The organism is Micromonospora sp. CNZ297, assembly GCF_007827625.1.
On sequence record NZ_VISU01000006.1, the window covers coordinates 94,330 to 109,214 of the forward strand.

General features: G+C 73.1%; 18 protein-coding genes. 11 read left to right on the forward strand and 7 right to left on the reverse strand.

The annotated features are described in order from the left end of the window. Positions 1–138: 138 nt before the first annotated feature. The 3 genes from mshD to FB454_RS13435 form a co-directional block, all read right to left on the reverse strand. Entirely contained in the window at positions 139–1,077 is a 939-nt protein-coding gene (gene mshD, locus FB454_RS13425; protein ID WP_030272143.1) for a mycothiol synthase, read from the reverse strand. Positions 1,078–1,144: 67 nt separating this feature from the next. Next, positions 1,145–1,999 carry a polysaccharide deacetylase family protein gene (locus FB454_RS13430; protein ID WP_013288824.1) on the reverse strand — a complete coding sequence of 285 codons (855 nt, stop codon included), beginning with the start codon at positions 1,997–1,999 and terminating at the stop codon, positions 1,145–1,147. A gap of 150 nt (positions 2,000–2,149) precedes the next feature. Next, a complete protein-coding gene (locus tag FB454_RS13435) occupies positions 2,150–2,869 on the reverse strand; it encodes a winged helix-turn-helix transcriptional regulator (RefSeq protein ID WP_186461596.1) in 720 nt (239 codons plus the stop codon). Between the two features lie 245 nt (positions 2,870–3,114). On the opposite strand from FB454_RS13435, the gene FB454_RS13440 reads away from it, so the two are divergent. The 7 genes from FB454_RS13440 to FB454_RS13465 all read left to right on the forward strand — a co-directional run bounded on the left by FB454_RS13440 (position 3,115) and on the right by FB454_RS13465 (position 8,680). Then, positions 3,115–4,164 (forward strand): hypothetical protein, encoded by a 1,050-nt coding sequence (locus FB454_RS13440; RefSeq protein ID WP_013288822.1) that lies wholly within the window; start codon positions 3,115–3,117, stop codon positions 4,162–4,164. A gap of 79 nt (positions 4,165–4,243) precedes the next feature. Then, positions 4,244–5,026, forward strand: a complete 783-nt coding sequence (locus FB454_RS13445; RefSeq protein ID WP_013288821.1) for an LmeA family phospholipid-binding protein — start codon at positions 4,244–4,246, stop codon at positions 5,024–5,026. Positions 5,027–5,121: 95 nt separating this feature from the next. Further along, the gene (locus tag FB454_RS35365) at positions 5,122–5,199 is read left to right on the forward strand and encodes an Ms5788A family Cys-rich leader peptide (protein ID WP_311202345.1); all 78 of its coding nucleotides are present in this window, start codon (positions 5,122–5,124) and stop codon (positions 5,197–5,199) included. A 206-nt stretch (positions 5,200–5,405) separates the two neighbouring features. Continuing rightward, the gene (locus FB454_RS13450) at positions 5,406–6,254 is read left to right on the forward strand and encodes a sulfurtransferase (RefSeq protein ID WP_013288820.1); all 849 of its coding nucleotides are present in this window, start codon (positions 5,406–5,408) and stop codon (positions 6,252–6,254) included. Beyond that, a complete protein-coding gene (locus FB454_RS13455) occupies positions 6,254–6,592 on the forward strand; it encodes a DUF1416 domain-containing protein (RefSeq protein ID WP_013288819.1) in 339 nt (112 codons plus the stop codon). Before FB454_RS13450 ends, FB454_RS13455 begins: the two co-directional genes overlap by 1 nt. Positions 6,593–6,721: 129 nt before the next feature. Continuing rightward, entirely contained in the window at positions 6,722–7,774 is a 1,053-nt protein-coding gene (locus tag FB454_RS13460) for a hypothetical protein (protein ID WP_013288818.1), read from the forward strand. A gap of 54 nt (positions 7,775–7,828) precedes the next feature. Continuing rightward, positions 7,829–8,680 (forward strand): hypothetical protein, encoded by an 852-nt coding sequence (locus tag FB454_RS13465; RefSeq protein WP_013288817.1) that lies wholly within the window; start codon positions 7,829–7,831, stop codon positions 8,678–8,680. 2 nt (positions 8,681–8,682) lie between these two features. Here FB454_RS13465 and FB454_RS13470 read toward each other — a convergent pair whose 3' ends face one another. From FB454_RS13470 to FB454_RS13480, 3 genes are all read right to left on the reverse strand, one after another. Continuing rightward, positions 8,683–10,761, reverse strand: a complete 2,079-nt coding sequence (locus FB454_RS13470; protein WP_145753717.1) for a glycogen debranching N-terminal domain-containing protein — start codon at positions 10,759–10,761, stop codon at positions 8,683–8,685. After that, positions 10,758–11,147 (reverse strand): SCP2 sterol-binding domain-containing protein, encoded by a 390-nt coding sequence (locus FB454_RS13475; RefSeq protein ID WP_145753719.1) that lies wholly within the window; start codon positions 11,145–11,147, stop codon positions 10,758–10,760. Before FB454_RS13475 ends, FB454_RS13470 begins: the two co-directional genes overlap by 4 nt. A gap of 73 nt (positions 11,148–11,220) precedes the next feature. Beyond that, on the reverse strand, positions 11,221–11,583 hold the full coding sequence (locus tag FB454_RS13480; RefSeq protein ID WP_013288814.1) for a DsrE family protein: 363 nt from the start codon (positions 11,581–11,583) through the stop codon (positions 11,221–11,223). Between the two features lie 23 nt (positions 11,584–11,606). Here FB454_RS13480 and mtfM point away from each other — a divergent pair, with 23 nt between their 5' ends. Together mtfM and FB454_RS13485 are read left to right on the forward strand one after the other, a co-directional pair. Further along, entirely contained in the window at positions 11,607–11,711 is a 105-nt protein-coding gene (gene mtfM / locus FB454_RS35370) for a small membrane protein MtfM (RefSeq protein WP_013288813.1), read from the forward strand. Next, positions 11,677–12,303 carry a heme-binding beta-barrel domain-containing protein gene (locus FB454_RS13485; protein ID WP_145753721.1) on the forward strand — a complete coding sequence of 209 codons (627 nt, stop codon included), beginning with the start codon at positions 11,677–11,679 and terminating at the stop codon, positions 12,301–12,303. Before mtfM ends, FB454_RS13485 begins: the two co-directional genes overlap by 35 nt. 73 nt (positions 12,304–12,376) lie before the next feature. Here FB454_RS13485 and FB454_RS13490 read toward each other — a convergent pair whose 3' ends face one another. Further along, positions 12,377–13,252, reverse strand: a complete 876-nt coding sequence (locus FB454_RS13490) for an aminotransferase class IV (RefSeq protein ID WP_145823013.1) — start codon at positions 13,250–13,252, stop codon at positions 12,377–12,379. A 92-nt stretch (positions 13,253–13,344) separates the two neighbouring features. Between FB454_RS13490 and FB454_RS13495 the strand changes: the two genes are divergently transcribed. Next, the gene (locus tag FB454_RS13495) at positions 13,345–13,752 is read left to right on the forward strand and encodes a Fur family transcriptional regulator (RefSeq protein ID WP_082171454.1); all 408 of its coding nucleotides are present in this window, start codon (positions 13,345–13,347) and stop codon (positions 13,750–13,752) included. Continuing rightward, the gene (gene ygfZ / locus FB454_RS13500) at positions 13,749–14,858 is read left to right on the forward strand and encodes a CAF17-like 4Fe-4S cluster assembly/insertion protein YgfZ (protein WP_145753725.1); all 1,110 of its coding nucleotides are present in this window, start codon (positions 13,749–13,751) and stop codon (positions 14,856–14,858) included. The genes FB454_RS13495 and ygfZ overlap by 4 nt, the downstream gene beginning before the upstream one ends. Positions 14,859–14,885 lie beyond the last annotated feature (27 nt).

The window sequence follows — 14,885 nt, forward strand, 5'->3', positions numbered from 1 at the left end:
CGGTTCGCCGGACGTAAGTGAACGCGCGGTGAACACGTTCAGCCGACGAGGTGGCCGTACGCTGAGGAGGGGTTGTCCATTTCGTGAACTAGCAGCCCGCTATCGCCTTTGTGGCGAATTTCCGGGGCCGGCGAGCGCTCAGCCGAGCTGGTAGTTGACGTGCGCGGACCAGTGCGCGAAGCCCAGCCGCTCGTAGAGCGCCACAGCGGCGGTGTTGCTCTCGTCCACGTAGAGCATCACCCGGTCCAGCCCGCGCTCGTCGCGCAGGTGGGTCAGGCCCGCGGCGGTGAGCACCCGGCCCAGCCCGCCCCGGTGCGCGGACGGGTCGACGCCGAGCACGTAGACCTCGCCGATGCGGGCCGAGCCCTGCTGCTCGTGCACCTTGGTCCAGTGGAAGCCGAGCAGCCGCCCGGTGGCGGAGTCGACGGCGAGCAGGAATCCGGCCCTGTCGAACCACGGCTCGGCGATGCGGACGCGCAGGTCGTCGAGCGTCCACTTGCCCTGCTCCGGGTGCTGGGCGAAGGCGGCGTTGTTCACCGCCAGCCAGGCCTCGTCGTCCTCGCCGGGGCGGAACGCGCGCAGCGTCACGCCCTCCGGTACGACCGGTGCCGGCAGCTCGGCGGTGAGCGGACGGCGCATCTGCCAGAGCACCCGCGCCCGGGAGAAGCCCAGGTCGACGGCCAGTGCGGCGGCCGACGGGTGGTCGCCGTGCGCCCAGGCGCGCAGCGGTCCGGACGCGGCGGCCACCACGCCACGGGCCAGCGCCCGGCCGGAGCCACGCCGCCGGTACGCCGGGTGCACGACCATCTCCACGCCGACTCCCTCGGCCGGGGCGGTGGTGTCGAGGTGCGCGTACCCGGTGAGGGTGCCCTCGGTGGTCCGGGCGGTGAGGTGCACGGCGGGTGCCTCGGGGTCGCGCAGCCGCAGCAGCACGTGCTCGTCGAGCGGGTCGGCGCCGTCGGCGTCACCGGCGGCGCGGGCCAGCGCCAGCACCTCGGCGACCTCGTCCGGCGTCAGCCGGTCCGCCCGGTCGATCCCGTCGGCCCCGGCACCACTCGTCGGCTCGGTGCTGCTCATCTAAGTCACGGTAGCGGCAGGCGGGCCGCGGTTCCCGTCGGACGACGACGGCGATCGGTGGCGCTCGTCACGGGCTGCCGACGGGCAGCGCCTCCAGCTCGAACCGGGCCAGCAGTTCGGGCAGGAGTTGCTGCAACGCGCTGACGGTGCCGGACCGGTCCCCGCCCGCGTCGTGCATGAGCACGATCGCGCCGGGCCCCATCTGCGAGCGGACCATCGCCTCGATGGTGGTGGCGCCCGGCGCCTTCCAGTCCGACGGGTCCACACTCCAGTGCAGCGGGGTGAGACTCAGGTCGGCGCAGGCCGACATGACGGACGGCGTCCAGGCCCCGCCGGGCTGGCGGTAGTACGCGATCCGCGCGTCGGGCGCGGCGGCCAGGATCGCGTCGTTCGTGCGCAGCAGGTCGGCCCGGATCGTCGCCGGGGCTCGCTTGCCCAGGTTGACGTCGTGGTTCCAGGAGTGGTTGCACAGCGTGTGGCCCTCGGCCACGATCGACCGGACCAGGTCCGGGTGGGCCTCGACGTTCTCGCCGACGACGCAGAAGGTCGCCCGTACGCCGTACTGGGCCAGCAGTGCGAGTACCTGCGGTGTCCAGCGGGGGTCGGGGCCGTCGTCGAAGGTGAGCGCGACCTGGGAGGAGCCGGTGGCGACCAGGGCGCCGTACGGGCCGTCGCCGCCGGGCTCGACCGGTGCGGCGTCCGGCGCGGCGTCGGGGCTCGGCCGGGGGCTGGCCGTGCCGCCCGGGAAGTCGGTGCTGGGTGGCTGCTCGCCGTAGCGCGGCCCGTTGAGCGTGGTGGCGACTCCGGCGGCCGACGGATGCGGGTCGGGCACCAGGCTGCGGCCCAGCGCGAACGCGGATCCGAGCAGGCCGGCCAGTACGACTGTCACGAGCCCGGCGGCGCGCAGCGTAGAGCCCCGCATCAGCGGCACCGGCCGTTCGTCGCCCCCGTGGTCACCGCACGCACCGTCGCCCCCTTAGCCCGACAATTCCGGCAGCCAGGATATGGCTGACTGATCGGGCAAAAAGGGCATATAAGAAAAGTGCCCTCTAGCGGGGTGGGGCGTGGGCGGTCAGACCGGCAGCGGGGCGGGCTCCGGCTCCGGCAGCGAGCGCGACGGCGGGACGACGAACTTGTAGCCCACCTGGCGGACGGTTCCGATCATCGACTCGTACTCCGAGCCGAGCTTGGCGCGTAGCCGCCGCACGTGCACGTCCACCGTCCGGGTGCCGCCGAAGTAGTCGTAGCCCCAGACCTCGCGCAGCAACTGGTCCCGGGTGAACACCCGCCCCGGGTGCTGGGCCAGGAACTTCAACAGCTCGAACTCCTTGTACGTGAGGTCGAGCGGCCGGCCCTTCAGCTTGGCGGCGTACGTGTCCGGGTCGATGTTCAGCTCGCCGGCCCGGATCGAGCCGCCGGCGCCGGCGGTGGCGTTGCTGAGCCGGCCGACCGCGAGCCGCAGCCGGGCCTCCACCTCGGCCGGCCCGGCGCCGGCCAGGATCACGTCGTCGACGCCCCAGTCCGCGTTGAGCGCGATCAGTCCGGCGTCGGTGACGACCGCGACGAGCGGTACGCCGAGCCCGGTGGCGTGCAGCATCCGGCAGGTGGCACGCGCCTCGCTCAGCTCGGAGCGGGCGTCCACCAGGACGGCGTCCGGGGTCGGGCCGGAGACCAGCGTGCGGACGTCGCGGGGTGCGGTGCGAACCGAGTGCGGCAGCAGGTCGAGTGCCGGCAACACCGCCGACGGCTCACCGGCCCGCGCGGTCACGAGCAGCAGGAGCTCCACGATCACCTCCGTCCCGGCGGCCTTCCGGCCGCGCGCGACCAGCGACACGCCCGGGTGCGGGCGGCACTGTGAACTTGCGTGGGTCCCGGCGTCGTCGACGGGCGGGTAACGGCCTGAGCGTAACCGATGGACCGGCCGTCACCTTCGCGCGATTTACCGTTTGCCCTTTCTGCCCTCGATCGCGGCGCAGGTTTTAACGTCGTCGAAACCGGGACCTCCGCCGAGCCGCCCGGGTCTGGCACGATCGGGGCGTGTTTCCCTCCACCTCGCGCGACACCGGTCGTGAACCGTGGGCCGACGACCCGTCCGCCGGGCCGTCCGGCCCCGCCCGTGGCTACCCGCCCGCCCCGCGTACCGGCCCCGCCGACGAGGAGGGCGAGCGGCCGGAGCGCAAGGGCCCGCGCCGGTTGCGCAAGGGCGGTCCCGGCCGGCGTCCCGACGACGAATCCGACGAGGAGCCCGAGGAGGAGGTGCCTCCGGTCCCGGTCCGCCGCCCCCTGGCGCTCACCGTCGCCGGCTTCGCCGCGCTGCTCGGCGTCGGCCTGGTGCTCGGCGCGCAGACCTCGGGCCCCGGGCACCGGCTTCCGTTCGCGGCGATCATCTTCGGCGTCCAGCTCCTGTTCGTGCTGGCCTGGACGATGGCCATGCGACCGCCCGCACTGCTCGTCGTCGCGCTCGTCAGCGCCGCGACGGCGGTGATCGCCGACGTCGCCGCCGTGCAGTCGGACATCGCCGGCCTGGCCCCGCTCGGCTACGCCGCCGCAGCCGGGCTCCTGCTGGCCGTGCTGGGGCAGCTCGTGCGGCGGGTGGACCGGGTCCGGGTGACCGACTCGCTCGGCGGCACTCTGCTGATCGTCGTGGGCGTGGTCGCCTTCGCCACGCTCATCGTGCTCAGCCGGATCCCCAAGGGCACCCAGGCGATCACTGTCTGCCTCACCGCCGCCGGGGTGGCGCTGCTCGTCGCCCGGCTCACCGACGCGGTCGCGCCGTGGCCACGGCTCGCCCCGCAGGTGCCGCGTGGCGCGACGGGCGTGGTCGCCGGCGCCATGATCGGCACCCTCACCAGTGCCGTGCTCGGCAGCTACCTGGTCGGTTTCACCCCGACCAGCGCCGCCCTGGTCGGGGTGGTCAGCGCGGCCACCGCCGTCCTGGCCGACCTAGCGGTGGGGTACGCCGAGGCGGGCCGCCTGATGGCCGGTGAACCGCCGACGATGTGGGTGGCCCGGCACATGCAGGGACCGCTGGGCGGGTTCGCGCTGGCCGCGCCCGCCGCGTACGCCATGTGCGTGCTGTTCCTCTGACGCGGTTGGGGAGGATTCGCCTCGGGTAAGTACGGTTGCGCCGCGAGGCGCGGTGACGGCGGCGAGGACTGGAGGCGGCGTGGCAGAGGCGTATCCGGCGGAGGGCCGACCCCGGCGACGGGGCCGGAAGGTGCTGATCGGCTTCCTCGTCCTGCTGCTTGTGCTGGCCGGGCTGCTCGTGGTCGCCGACCGGGTGGCCGCCGGCGTGGCCGAGCGCGCCATCGCCGACCAGGTCCGGCAGGAGATCGCCAAGCAGGACGCGCAGTCCGCCGCGCCGCAGGTCGAGGTGGGTGGCTTCCCGTTCCTCACCCAGGTGCTCGACGGCCGGTACGAGCGCATCTCGATCCAGCTCACCGACGTGCGCGGCGACGTGCAGGGCGACGCGGTCGAGGTGCCGAAGCTCGACGTGGACGCGCGCAACGTGACCGCCTCGCTGGACACGCTGCGCTCCGGCCGGGGCGACGTGGTGGCCGAGAGCGTCGACGGGCGGGGCACCGTCACCTACGAGAGCCTGGCCAAGCTGCTGGACCGGCCCGGGCTGACGCTGGGCGAGCGCAACGGCAAGCTCGCCGTCACCGCCCCGGTGGACGTCCTCGGCATCAAGCTCACCGTCAACGGCACCGCCGACGTCACGGTGGCCGGCAACAAGGTGGCGCTGCGCTTCAACGACCTCACCGCCGAGGGCCTGCCGAACGTGCCGCTGGCGCGGGCCGCGCTGACCCGGTACGCGCAGGGCATCTCGATCGACGTGCCGCTGCCGGAGCTGCCGTTCCAGCTCAACCTGCGCAAGGTGGAGCCGAAGCCGGAGGGCCTGGTGGTCACGGCGGACGCGGCGAACGTGCCCATCAATTCAGCCGGCTGAAAGCCGCACACGGCCGGTCCGGGGAACGGGCCTGCCGTCCCGGATGCTGGTCGGCCTGGTGGCAGCTGTCGCCTCGGCTGGTAATCTCCCTGCCCATGGGGACCCTCCTCACCAAACGGCGCGCGGTCGACCTGTGCCGCGTGGCCACCTGCCTGTGTCGCCCCGTCATCTGACGGCGGGGCTGTCTCCGGCCGCCTGAACGGCGGCCACCCAGGGTCCACGAACCTTTCCCGGTTCCCCCTCCTCAACGCCCGGCAGCGGCGCCGTCGCACGTACCCGTGATCCGTTCCTAGCTCAGGGTCCGCGTGTGGTGCGACAACCATCGACATCGATCTCCACGCGCAGGCTCACCAAACCATCCTCACCAGGGAGTGATCTGATGAGTCGCGACACCGCACTCGTCTCGGCCGAGTGGGCCGAGAAGAACCTCGGCGCCCCGGGCGTCGTCTTCGTCGAGGTCGACGAGGACACCTCGGCCTACGACACCGGGCACATCGCCGGCGCCGTCAAGCTCGACTGGCGCACCGACCTGCAGGACCAGGTCCGCCGGGACTTCGTCAACAAGAGTCAGTTCGAGGCGCTGCTGTCCGACCGGGGCATCGCCAACGACGACACCGTGATCCTGTACGGCGGCAACAACAACTGGTTCGCCGCGTACGCGTACTGGTACTTCAAGCTCTACGGCCACGGCGACGTGAAGCTGCTCGACGGCGGCCGCAAGAAGTGGGAGCTGGACGCCCGTCCGCTCGTCACCGACGTGGTGGAGCGGCCGAAGACGCAGTACGTCGCGCAGGAGCCGGACACCTCGATCCGCGCGTTCCGCGACGAGGTGGTCGCCGCGATCGGCACCAAGAACCTGGTCGACGTGCGCAGCCCCGACGAGTTCGCCGGCCGGCTGCTCGCCCCCGCCCACCTGCCGCAGGAGCAGGCGCAGCGGGCCGGCCACATCCCGACCGCGATCAGCGTCCCGTGGTCCAAGGCGGCCAACGAGGACGGCACGTTCAAGTCCGACGACGAGCTGCGCAAGATCTACGCCGACGCCGGGCTGGACGACGGCAAGGAGACGATCGCGTACTGCCGGATCGGCGAGCGCTCCTCGCACAGCTGGTTCGTGCTCCAGGAGCTGCTCGGGCACCGCAACGTGAAGAACTACGACGGTTCCTGGACCGAGTACGGCTCGCTCGTCGGCGTGCCGGTGGCGCTCGGCGACGAGCCCGGGGAGGCCTGATGACCGCCGCCTCCGCCGCCTCGACGGCTGCCGCCGGCTGCGCCGCGCCGGACCAGTCCGCCCCCCTCCCGGCGAGCCTGGACCTGGAGAAGGAGACCGTCATCACCGGCCGCGTGCTGGCCGAGTCCGGTGAGGTCGTGCCGGGCGCGTACGTGCGCCTGCTCGACTCGACGGGCGAGTTCACCGCCGAGGTGGTGACGTCGGCGGCCGGGCAGTTCCGGTTCTTCGCCGCGCCGGGCTCCTGGACGCTGCGCGCGCTGTCCCGCCACGGCAACGGCGACACCGCCGTGTCCGCGGCCCGCGGGATCAACGAGGTGACCGTCTCGGTCGCCGCCTGACCCACGCTCTGATCGTGGCCCGCCGCCCACCCGGGTGGCGGGCCACGAGCCGTTCCGGCGACTGTGCGGCTCGCCCGTGGCTGGCAGGCTGGACGGCGGTGCGCCCCGGACGCGCCGGAGGGGGATCAGGTGCTCGACGACGCCGCTGCCCACGCCCGCCGCTATCTGATCGACTTCATCGACGGCAACCGGGGCGAGGAGGTCGTCCGCGAACTCCAGCGCACCGACGCGTCCGGCCGGCGGCGCCCGTTCGACGTCTCGGTGGCCAGCCTCGACACCGATCTGTCGTTCCTCACCAAGCGGGCCACGCTCGTCACGGCCAAGCTGGTCCTGTCCCAGCCGGGCGGCGAGCACCGCTATCTGGTCAACCGGGAGATCTGCAAGAGGTGCGGCGAGGACCCGGACCACTGCGGGCCGCGCTGCCGGTACGAGGACATCCGGATCGACCAGCTCTTCGCCGAGTGCGACGACCTGGGCCGCCTCGGCGCGTACCTGCGGGACTGCGCGCCGCTGCTCGAGCTGGGCCAGCTCGTCTACTTCCCGCAGACCTTCCGCCGCAGCCACCTGGAGTCGCGCGCGCCGGACGCACAGTCCACCTCGTCGCTGTTCGACACATCAGGCCGGATCGAGCTGGGCGACAACCCGGACCGCACGCTCGACCTGATCGTCAAGGGGCATCGGGTCGTCGACGTGCCGAGCGGGGATCCGGTGAAGGCGCGGCTGGTCACCCCGCTGCTCCAGCTCGAACTGCCGATGCTGGAGGGCACGTCGCTGCGGGACTACTGCGCCATCCTGACCCAGGAGGGCGACGCGCTCGCCGCGACCCAGGCGTACCTGCGAGGCCGGATGCTGGAGGTCGACACCGACCCGGACCGCGCGCTGGTACAACTCGTGAAGCTCGACGCGGAGATCCAGGAGGGGGTGCGGGCGGCCCGGGCCGAGGTGGCCCGGGTGGCCCGGCGCTCGGCCGTGCAGGCCGCAGGGGCGGCGGTGGCGACTGTCGCGGCGACGCTGGTGGCGGTCGAGGGCACCCATCTGGCGCCGGTGCTCGGCATGCTGGGCGCGGGCGGGTTCTTCTCCGCCGTGCTCGCCGCCGACCAGTACGCCGACCGTCGCGGCGAGCTGCGACAGCGCCCCTTCTACCTGCTGTGGCTGCTGTCCCGCCGGTCGGAGCCGGTCTGAGCGAGGTGCCGAGGCGCGGCCGGGCGTCTCGCCCGTCCGTGACACCATGGCCGGGTGACTGCCGTCGAGACGGGCTACGCCCCGCCCACCCCGCCCGGCCGGCCCGGCCCCGGCGGCCGACGCCGGCTGCGCTGGCTGACGGTCGCCACCGTGGTGTGGGCCGTGCTGCTCGCGAGTCTGACCTGGTGGTCGGTGCGCACGGACGCGCCGACGGTGAAGGAGCAGCGGTCGCTGGACCAGGCCGGCCCGGTGGTGGACCGGGCGATCGGCGAGCTGACCGCCGCGGTCGGCGCCGCGGGCGTACCGGCGCTCCTGCCGGACCGGCTGGAGCGCGGCTGCCGGATCACGCCGATGGACGACGGCGCGACGCTGGAGCGCGGCGTCGAGGTGGCGATCGGCGGCGACGACGTACGCGAGGTGCTGCGCGGCATCGCCGACCGGCTGCCGTCGGGCTGGCGGGCCGGCGTGTCGACGCTCGACGGCGAACCGCTGCTGCGCGCCGACGCGGGCGAGTTCGTCGCGGTCGAGGGCCGGGCCGGTGGCCCGGGCCGGGTGCTGCTCACCGCCGACACCGGTTGCCGCCCGGCGGGCTCCGGCTACCGGGTTCCGTCCGCCGACGCCGCCGCCGAGTCGGCCGTGCTGGCGTCGGCGCTGGGCCGGTGGGGCGGCGCGACCGGGCCGGTCCAGGTGCTGACCGCGCCCTGCCCGGGTGGCGGGACCGCCCGCACGGCCCGGTCCGAGGCCGCAGTGCCGGCCGACCAGTCGCTGGCCGCCGCGTTCGGCGTCGGCGCCGCGCCGGTGGTGGACTCGGCCGACGCGTACGCACGCCCGGGCGACCCGGCGGTGCTGGCGCTGCGGGCCGGTGAGCGGGTCCGGGTGGCGGTCACCACGCCCTGCCGGGCCTGACGTCAGCCGCCGGGCAGGGTCAGCGCCGGTGGCGACGGCTGTTCCTCGTGCGGCTCCCGGCTGCGGCCCAGCGCGTCCACCCGGCCCCAGCGGCCCGGGATGTCGAGCAGTTCCACCCGGCCCATCCCGGGCGGCACGGCCGGGTCGATGATCAGGTGATCGCCCTGCGGTTCCAGTCCCAGGATCACCCGTAGCAGCAGCAGCGGCGTGCCGGCGGACCACGCCTGCGGGCTGCACGCCGTGGGGTACTCCACCGGGTAGTCGGTGAGGCCGCGCTCGTAGCCGGCGAACACCTCGGGCAGCCGCCCGTCGAAGTAGTGCGACGCGCTGAGCAGAGCGTCGCAGATCCGGCCGGCCTGCTGGCGGAAGCCGTACCGCCACAGGCCCCAGGCGATGATCGAGTTGTCGAACGGCCACACCGTGCCCACGTGGTAGCCGACCGGGTTGTACCGGCCCTGGTCGTCGGCGAGCGTCCGCACACCCCACCCGGAGAACAGGCGTGGGCCGAGCAGATGGGCGGCGACGGCGGGGGCGCGGGCCTCGTCGACGATGCCGCTCCACAGCAGGTGACCGATGTTGGAGGTGAGCGCGTCCACCTGGCGGCCCAGCGGGTCGAGCGCCAGCGCGTAGTACTCGCGGTCCGCGATCCAGAAGTCGCGGTTGAACCGTTCCTTCAGCGCCGCCGCCTCGTGTTCCAGCCGGTCGGCGTACGTCGGGTCGTTCCAGTACGTGCGGGCCAGGCGGGCGCCGCGCAGCTTCGCGTCGTACGCGTACCCCTGGAGTTCGCACGTGGCCCGGGGGAACTCGGGCATCCGCCCGTCGGCGTAGGAGATGGCGTCCGGCGAGTCCTTCCAGCACTGGTTCGGCAGGCCGGTCTCCGGGTTCCGCGACATGTACCAGACGTAACCGGTGCCGAGCAGGTCGCCGTACGTGTCCAGCCAGGTCAGCGCCGCCCGCGTCTCGTGCTCCAGCTTGCGCACCAGGTCGGCGTCGCCGGTCCACCGCTCGTACTCGTCGAGCAGGATCACGAACAGCGCCGTGGTGTCGGCGGCGCCGTAGTACGGCGAGTGCGGCTGCTCCTCGAAGCCGGCGGTCTCGCCGTAGCGCAGCTCGTGCAGGATCTTGCCGGGCTCCTCGTCCCGGAAGTCGTCGACCCGGCTGCCCTGGAGTCCGGCGAGCATGACGATCGTGGGCTTGACCATCTCGGGCAGGAACGGCAGCACCTGCAGCGAGGTGAAGATGCTGTCCCGGCCGAACAGCGTCATGAACCAGGGCAGGCCGGCGGCGAGCAACCGGACGCCGAGCGTGATCGACTCGTACCGGAGCGCGGCCAGGTCGTTGAGGCTGCGCCGGTACGCCCCGGCCAGCGGCTCGCAGTCGCAGCCGAGCTTCGGCGCCCGGCTGATCAGGGCGCTCTGTTCCGCCTCGATGTCGGCCGCCGTCCGCTGGCCGCCCAGCGGCAGGATGGCCCGGATGTCCTCGCCCCGGGCGCCGTAGATGACTGTGTCGATGTGCAGCCGGGTGGTCCACTCGCCGTGCGGGCCGACCCGGATCCGGAACGTCATCCCGCTCTCGTCGACCTCGGCCGGCGCGCTGCTGGTCACCATCGTCTCGCGGTGGAACGCCTGCCGGCGGTAGGTCAGCCGCAGCGCGTTCGTCTCCACGCTGGGCGTGGTGGTGCCCTTCTTGTCCCGCTTGTGCTTGATCTCGAACAGGTCGGCGAAGTCGGAGCCGATCTCCAGCCGGAGCCGGAACTCCTTCGCCTGCGCGGAGTGGTTGAGCACTGTCAGTTCCTCGTCCAGGCTGCCGCCGATCGCGCGGCTGCGGATCACCGAGACGTTCGCGTCCAGATAGTGCGTCGGCTCACCGGGGACCAGGAAGTACCGCGTCTTGTACGACAGCGAGTCGTCGATGGAGAGTGCGTGCAGGGTTTCCCCGTCGAGGGTGAGGATCCAGGTGGAGAGGAACCGGGTGTCGAAGGAGAACAGCCCGGTGGGGAAGTCGTACGACGGCTGGATGTTGCCGCGATCGTCGCTGACCAGGAACGTGTTGCCGTCGAGGATGCTGACCCGCTCCTTCACGCCACCCGCCGGACGTGGTCGCGGGCGGCGTCCCGCGGATCCCGTACGTCGGGCCGGGTCGGCAGGAACCGGCGGAACGCCAGGAACAGCACGACGTGCCCGCTGAACGTGGCCTCGTTGCGCAGCACCGCGGCCATGCCGGCCTCGCGGCCGGTGACCAGCTTCTCGAACAGTTCGGTGGAGAGGGTCAGCACGCCGTCCGCCTGCCGTTGCTCCTCCCGGCTCACCTGGGCCGATCCGGGGGCCAGCGTCACGTACCAGTGCTCGGTCCGGTTGCCGTCGGCCAGGTCGATCTGAAGCGTGCCGCCGATCGGGCTGTTCAGCACCGACGCGGCGCGCGCCGGTAGCGACGCGAAGAACTGTTGGATCGCCTCACTCACGTTCACATGGTAGGCGTAATCCGGACATGTCGGGTCAGGATCGGCTCACCGGTCAGAGTGGACGACCCGGGCGGGTCGCTCAGTAGACGAGCGCCTGCGCGCCCTCGGTCATCGCCTCCTCGACGAACACCGCGGCGCCCGCGATGCGTACGCCGGGGATGACGTCGCCCGGGCCGATGTCCCGCCGGGCCGCGCACTGGGTGCAGGCGGTCACCCGGCCCGTGGTCAGGACCACGTGCAGCAGTTCGCCGAGCGGCGCGGAGTGCGGCAGCTCGAACGTCTCCGCCCGCCCGGGGAGTGCGAACCAGGTGGACTCGCCGGTGAGCCAGAGCGACACGTCCACCCCGGCCGCGGCTGCGGTGGAGGCGACTGTGAACGCCTGTGCACAGCGTTCCGGGGAGTCCGCGCCGGCGGTGGCCTTGACGACGAGAGTGCGCGCCATGACGCCAGCATAGGATGGCCCGGATGGTTACCGAGATCGGGTTCGTCAGCCTGCTGGTCGCCGGCCTGGGCGCGCTCGCGGGTGGCCTGGTCTATGTCGCAGTGCGAATCGCTAGAGGTAAGTGGTGAATCTGTGAGTGAGAGTCCGCTTCAGCCGCCGTGGTTGAACGCGCCGCCGGTCGACCCGTACCCGTACGAGGAGAGCCACGACCTGCGCGTCGGCCCGAAGCTGCACCCGAGCCTGGACGGCCTGCTGCCGTACATCGGGGTCTGGCGCGGCCGGGGCCGGGGTGGGTTCCCGACGATCGAGGACTTCGACTACGCGCAGGAGATCCGGATCAGCCACGACGGCCGGCCGTTCCTGTTCTACGAGTCCCGGGCGTGGATCCTGGACGAGCAGAGCCGCCCGGTCCGTCCCGCCGGCCGTGAGGTGGGCTGGTGGCGTCCGGTGCTCGACGGTGAGCGGGTGACCGACGAGCTGGAGGCGCTGATGACCACGCCGACCGGCGTGATGGAGCTGCACATCGGCAAGCGCAAGGGCACCCGGATCGAGTTCGCCACCGACGCGGTCGTGCGTACCGCCACGGCGAAGGAGGTCACCGCCGGTGCCCGGCTGTTCGGCATCGTCGAGGGCGCCCTGCTCTACGCGCAGGAGATGGCCGCCGTGGGCCACCCTCTGAGCCCGCACCTCTCCGCCCGCCTGACCCGGGTGGCCGGCTGACGTTCCCTTCTCGCTCCGGCGATCATGAAGTTGGCGGCGATCCTTGCCCGATTTGTCGCCGCCAACTTCATGATCAACGGGGTGGGGGTGGGGGTGGGGGTGGGGGTGGGGGGAGGTCCAGGAGGGTCTGGATGCGCTGGGTCAGGGGGGAACTCGGGCGGGGGGTTCCGTTCAAGGCCGTGACCTCTGCCGGGCCGCGCAGCGAGCTGGTCAGCCAGATCGCCTCGGCCTCGTGCAGGTCGGCCACGGTGGGCAGGTGCTCGCCTGCGGTCAGGCCCAGCTCTCCGGCGCGTTCCAGCAGATGGCCGGCGGTCACGCCGGGCAGGATTCCGGTCGGTGCCGCCGGCACCGTGAGGAGACGGCCGCCACTCAGCCACACCACGTTCGCGGTGGGCCCCTCCAACACGTAGCCGTCGGTCGAGACCCAGAGCACGTCGTCCACGCCCGTCCGCTGCGCCCACCGCCGGGCGGCGGTGCTGAGCGCGTACGAGGTGGACTTCACGCCGCTCGGCAGCCACCCCAGTTCCGGGCGGGACCGGGCGGCCACCCCGAGCGGCAGCGTGGCCACAGTCACCCCGTCCCGCCGGGCCAGTCGGGCGGACGCAGGCACCTCGCCGAGCGTCGCGTACACCGTGGGCGGCCCACCGCCCTCCGGTCCCCGCGTGCAGACCAGCCGCAACGCGCCCTCGGTCCGGGCGGGCCAGCCGGCGCACACCGCGTCCAGCAGCTCGACGAGCGCGGCATCAGGGGGCAGCGGCAGGTCGATCGCCGCCGCGCCGGCCCGCAGCCGGGCCAGGTGCGGCTCCAGCAGCCAGGGGCGGCCGTCGCGCAGGTGCAGCGTCTCGAACAGGCCGTCGCCGTGCAGGACGCCCCGGTCGTCGCCGCGCAGCACCGGCTCACCCGCCGGTACGAGCCCCCGGCCGAGCACCGCCACCCGTGTCGTACCCACTGGCGCAGCGTAGTGGCGTACCCCCGGCGGCGGACCGGCCGGCGCGGCGGCCGAACTATGATCGAAGGGTGTCCGAATCCTCCCTCGCGGAAATGCTCCGCTCGCGCGGGCTGCGGCTGACGGCGCAGCGGCAGCTGGTGCTCCAGGCCGTCCTGGATCTGGGGCACGCCACCCCGGAGCAGGTGCACACAGCGGTCCGCGAGGTCGCGGCCGGAGTCAACATCACCACCATCTACCGCACGCTGGAGCTGCTGGAACGGCTCGGCCTGGTGACGCACACGCACCTGTCGCACGGTTCGCCGACCTACCACGCGGCGGGTGAGCACCAGCACGTGCACCTGGTGTGCCGGGAGTGCGGGGCGATCGACGAGATCTCCCCGGAGATGCTCCGCCCGCTCGCCGACCAGCTGGACGAGCAGCGCGGGTTCAAGGTCGACATCGGGCATGTCGCGCTCTTCGGGGTCTGCGGCCGCTGCGCACAGAACGGGGAACGCACATGATCGACATCGCGGGCGCGGTGACCACCGACGCCATCGACGACCAGACCCGGGACCAGCCGGAACCGGCCCACCGGGCGGCGGGCGTCGGCCCGGTGGCCGCCCACTACGGCGACCCGATGCGCGAGCAGCGGCTCCTGGCCACCGGCGTGGGCCTGGTCGACCGCTCGCACCGGGGCGTGGTCGCGGTGCCCGGCGAGGAGCGGATCGGCTGGCTGCACACGCTCACCAGCCAGCACCTGGCCGCGCTGGCGCCGTGGCAGGGCACCGAGCTGCTGGTGCTCTCCCCGCACGGGCACGTCGAGCAGCACGCGATGGTCGCCGACGACGGCGAGACCACCTGGCTCGACACCGAGCCGGGGATGACCGAGGGCCTCCTGGCATACCTGGAGAAGATGCGGTTCTTCAGCAAGGTCGACCCGCGCGACGCCACCGCCGACCACGCGCTGCTGTCGCTCGTCGGGCCGGAGGCGCCCGGCGCGCTCGACACGCTCGGCGTCACCGGGCTGGCCGCTCCCGACGTGGCAGCGGTGCCGGGTCCGAAGTTCCGTTCCGGCGAGCTGCCCGCGCGGCCGTCAGCGGTGTACGACGTCAAGCCGCTGCCGGTCGGCGGCTGGGCCCGGCGGGTGGCGCTCGGCGTCGACCTGCTCGTGCCGCGGGCGGCCATGGACGAGGTGGTGGCGGAGCTGCGCGGCGCCGGGGTGCCGGTGGCCGGGCTGTGGGCGTACGAGGCGATCCGGGTGGCCGCCAAGCAGGCCCGGGCCGGCGTGGACACCGACCACCGGACGATCCCGGCCGAGGTGGACCTGATCGCCCCGGCCGTGCACCTGGACAAGGGCTGCTACCGGGGGCAGGAGACGGTCGCCCGGGTGCACAACCTGGGCAAGCCGCCCCGCCGGCTCGTCCTGCTGCACCTGGACGGCGTGGCGAGCGACCAGCCGCCCGTCGCCGGTACGCCGGTGACGCTCGACGGCCGGACGGTCGGCTTCGTGGGCACCGCCGTGCAGCACTACGAGTTGGGTCAGGTGGCGCTGGCAGTCCTGAAGCGCAACACGCCCGACGACGCCCGACTGCTCGTGGGCGAGAGCGCCGCCGCCATCGACGTGTAAGGAAGGGCCCCCTATTAACGCCTCCGG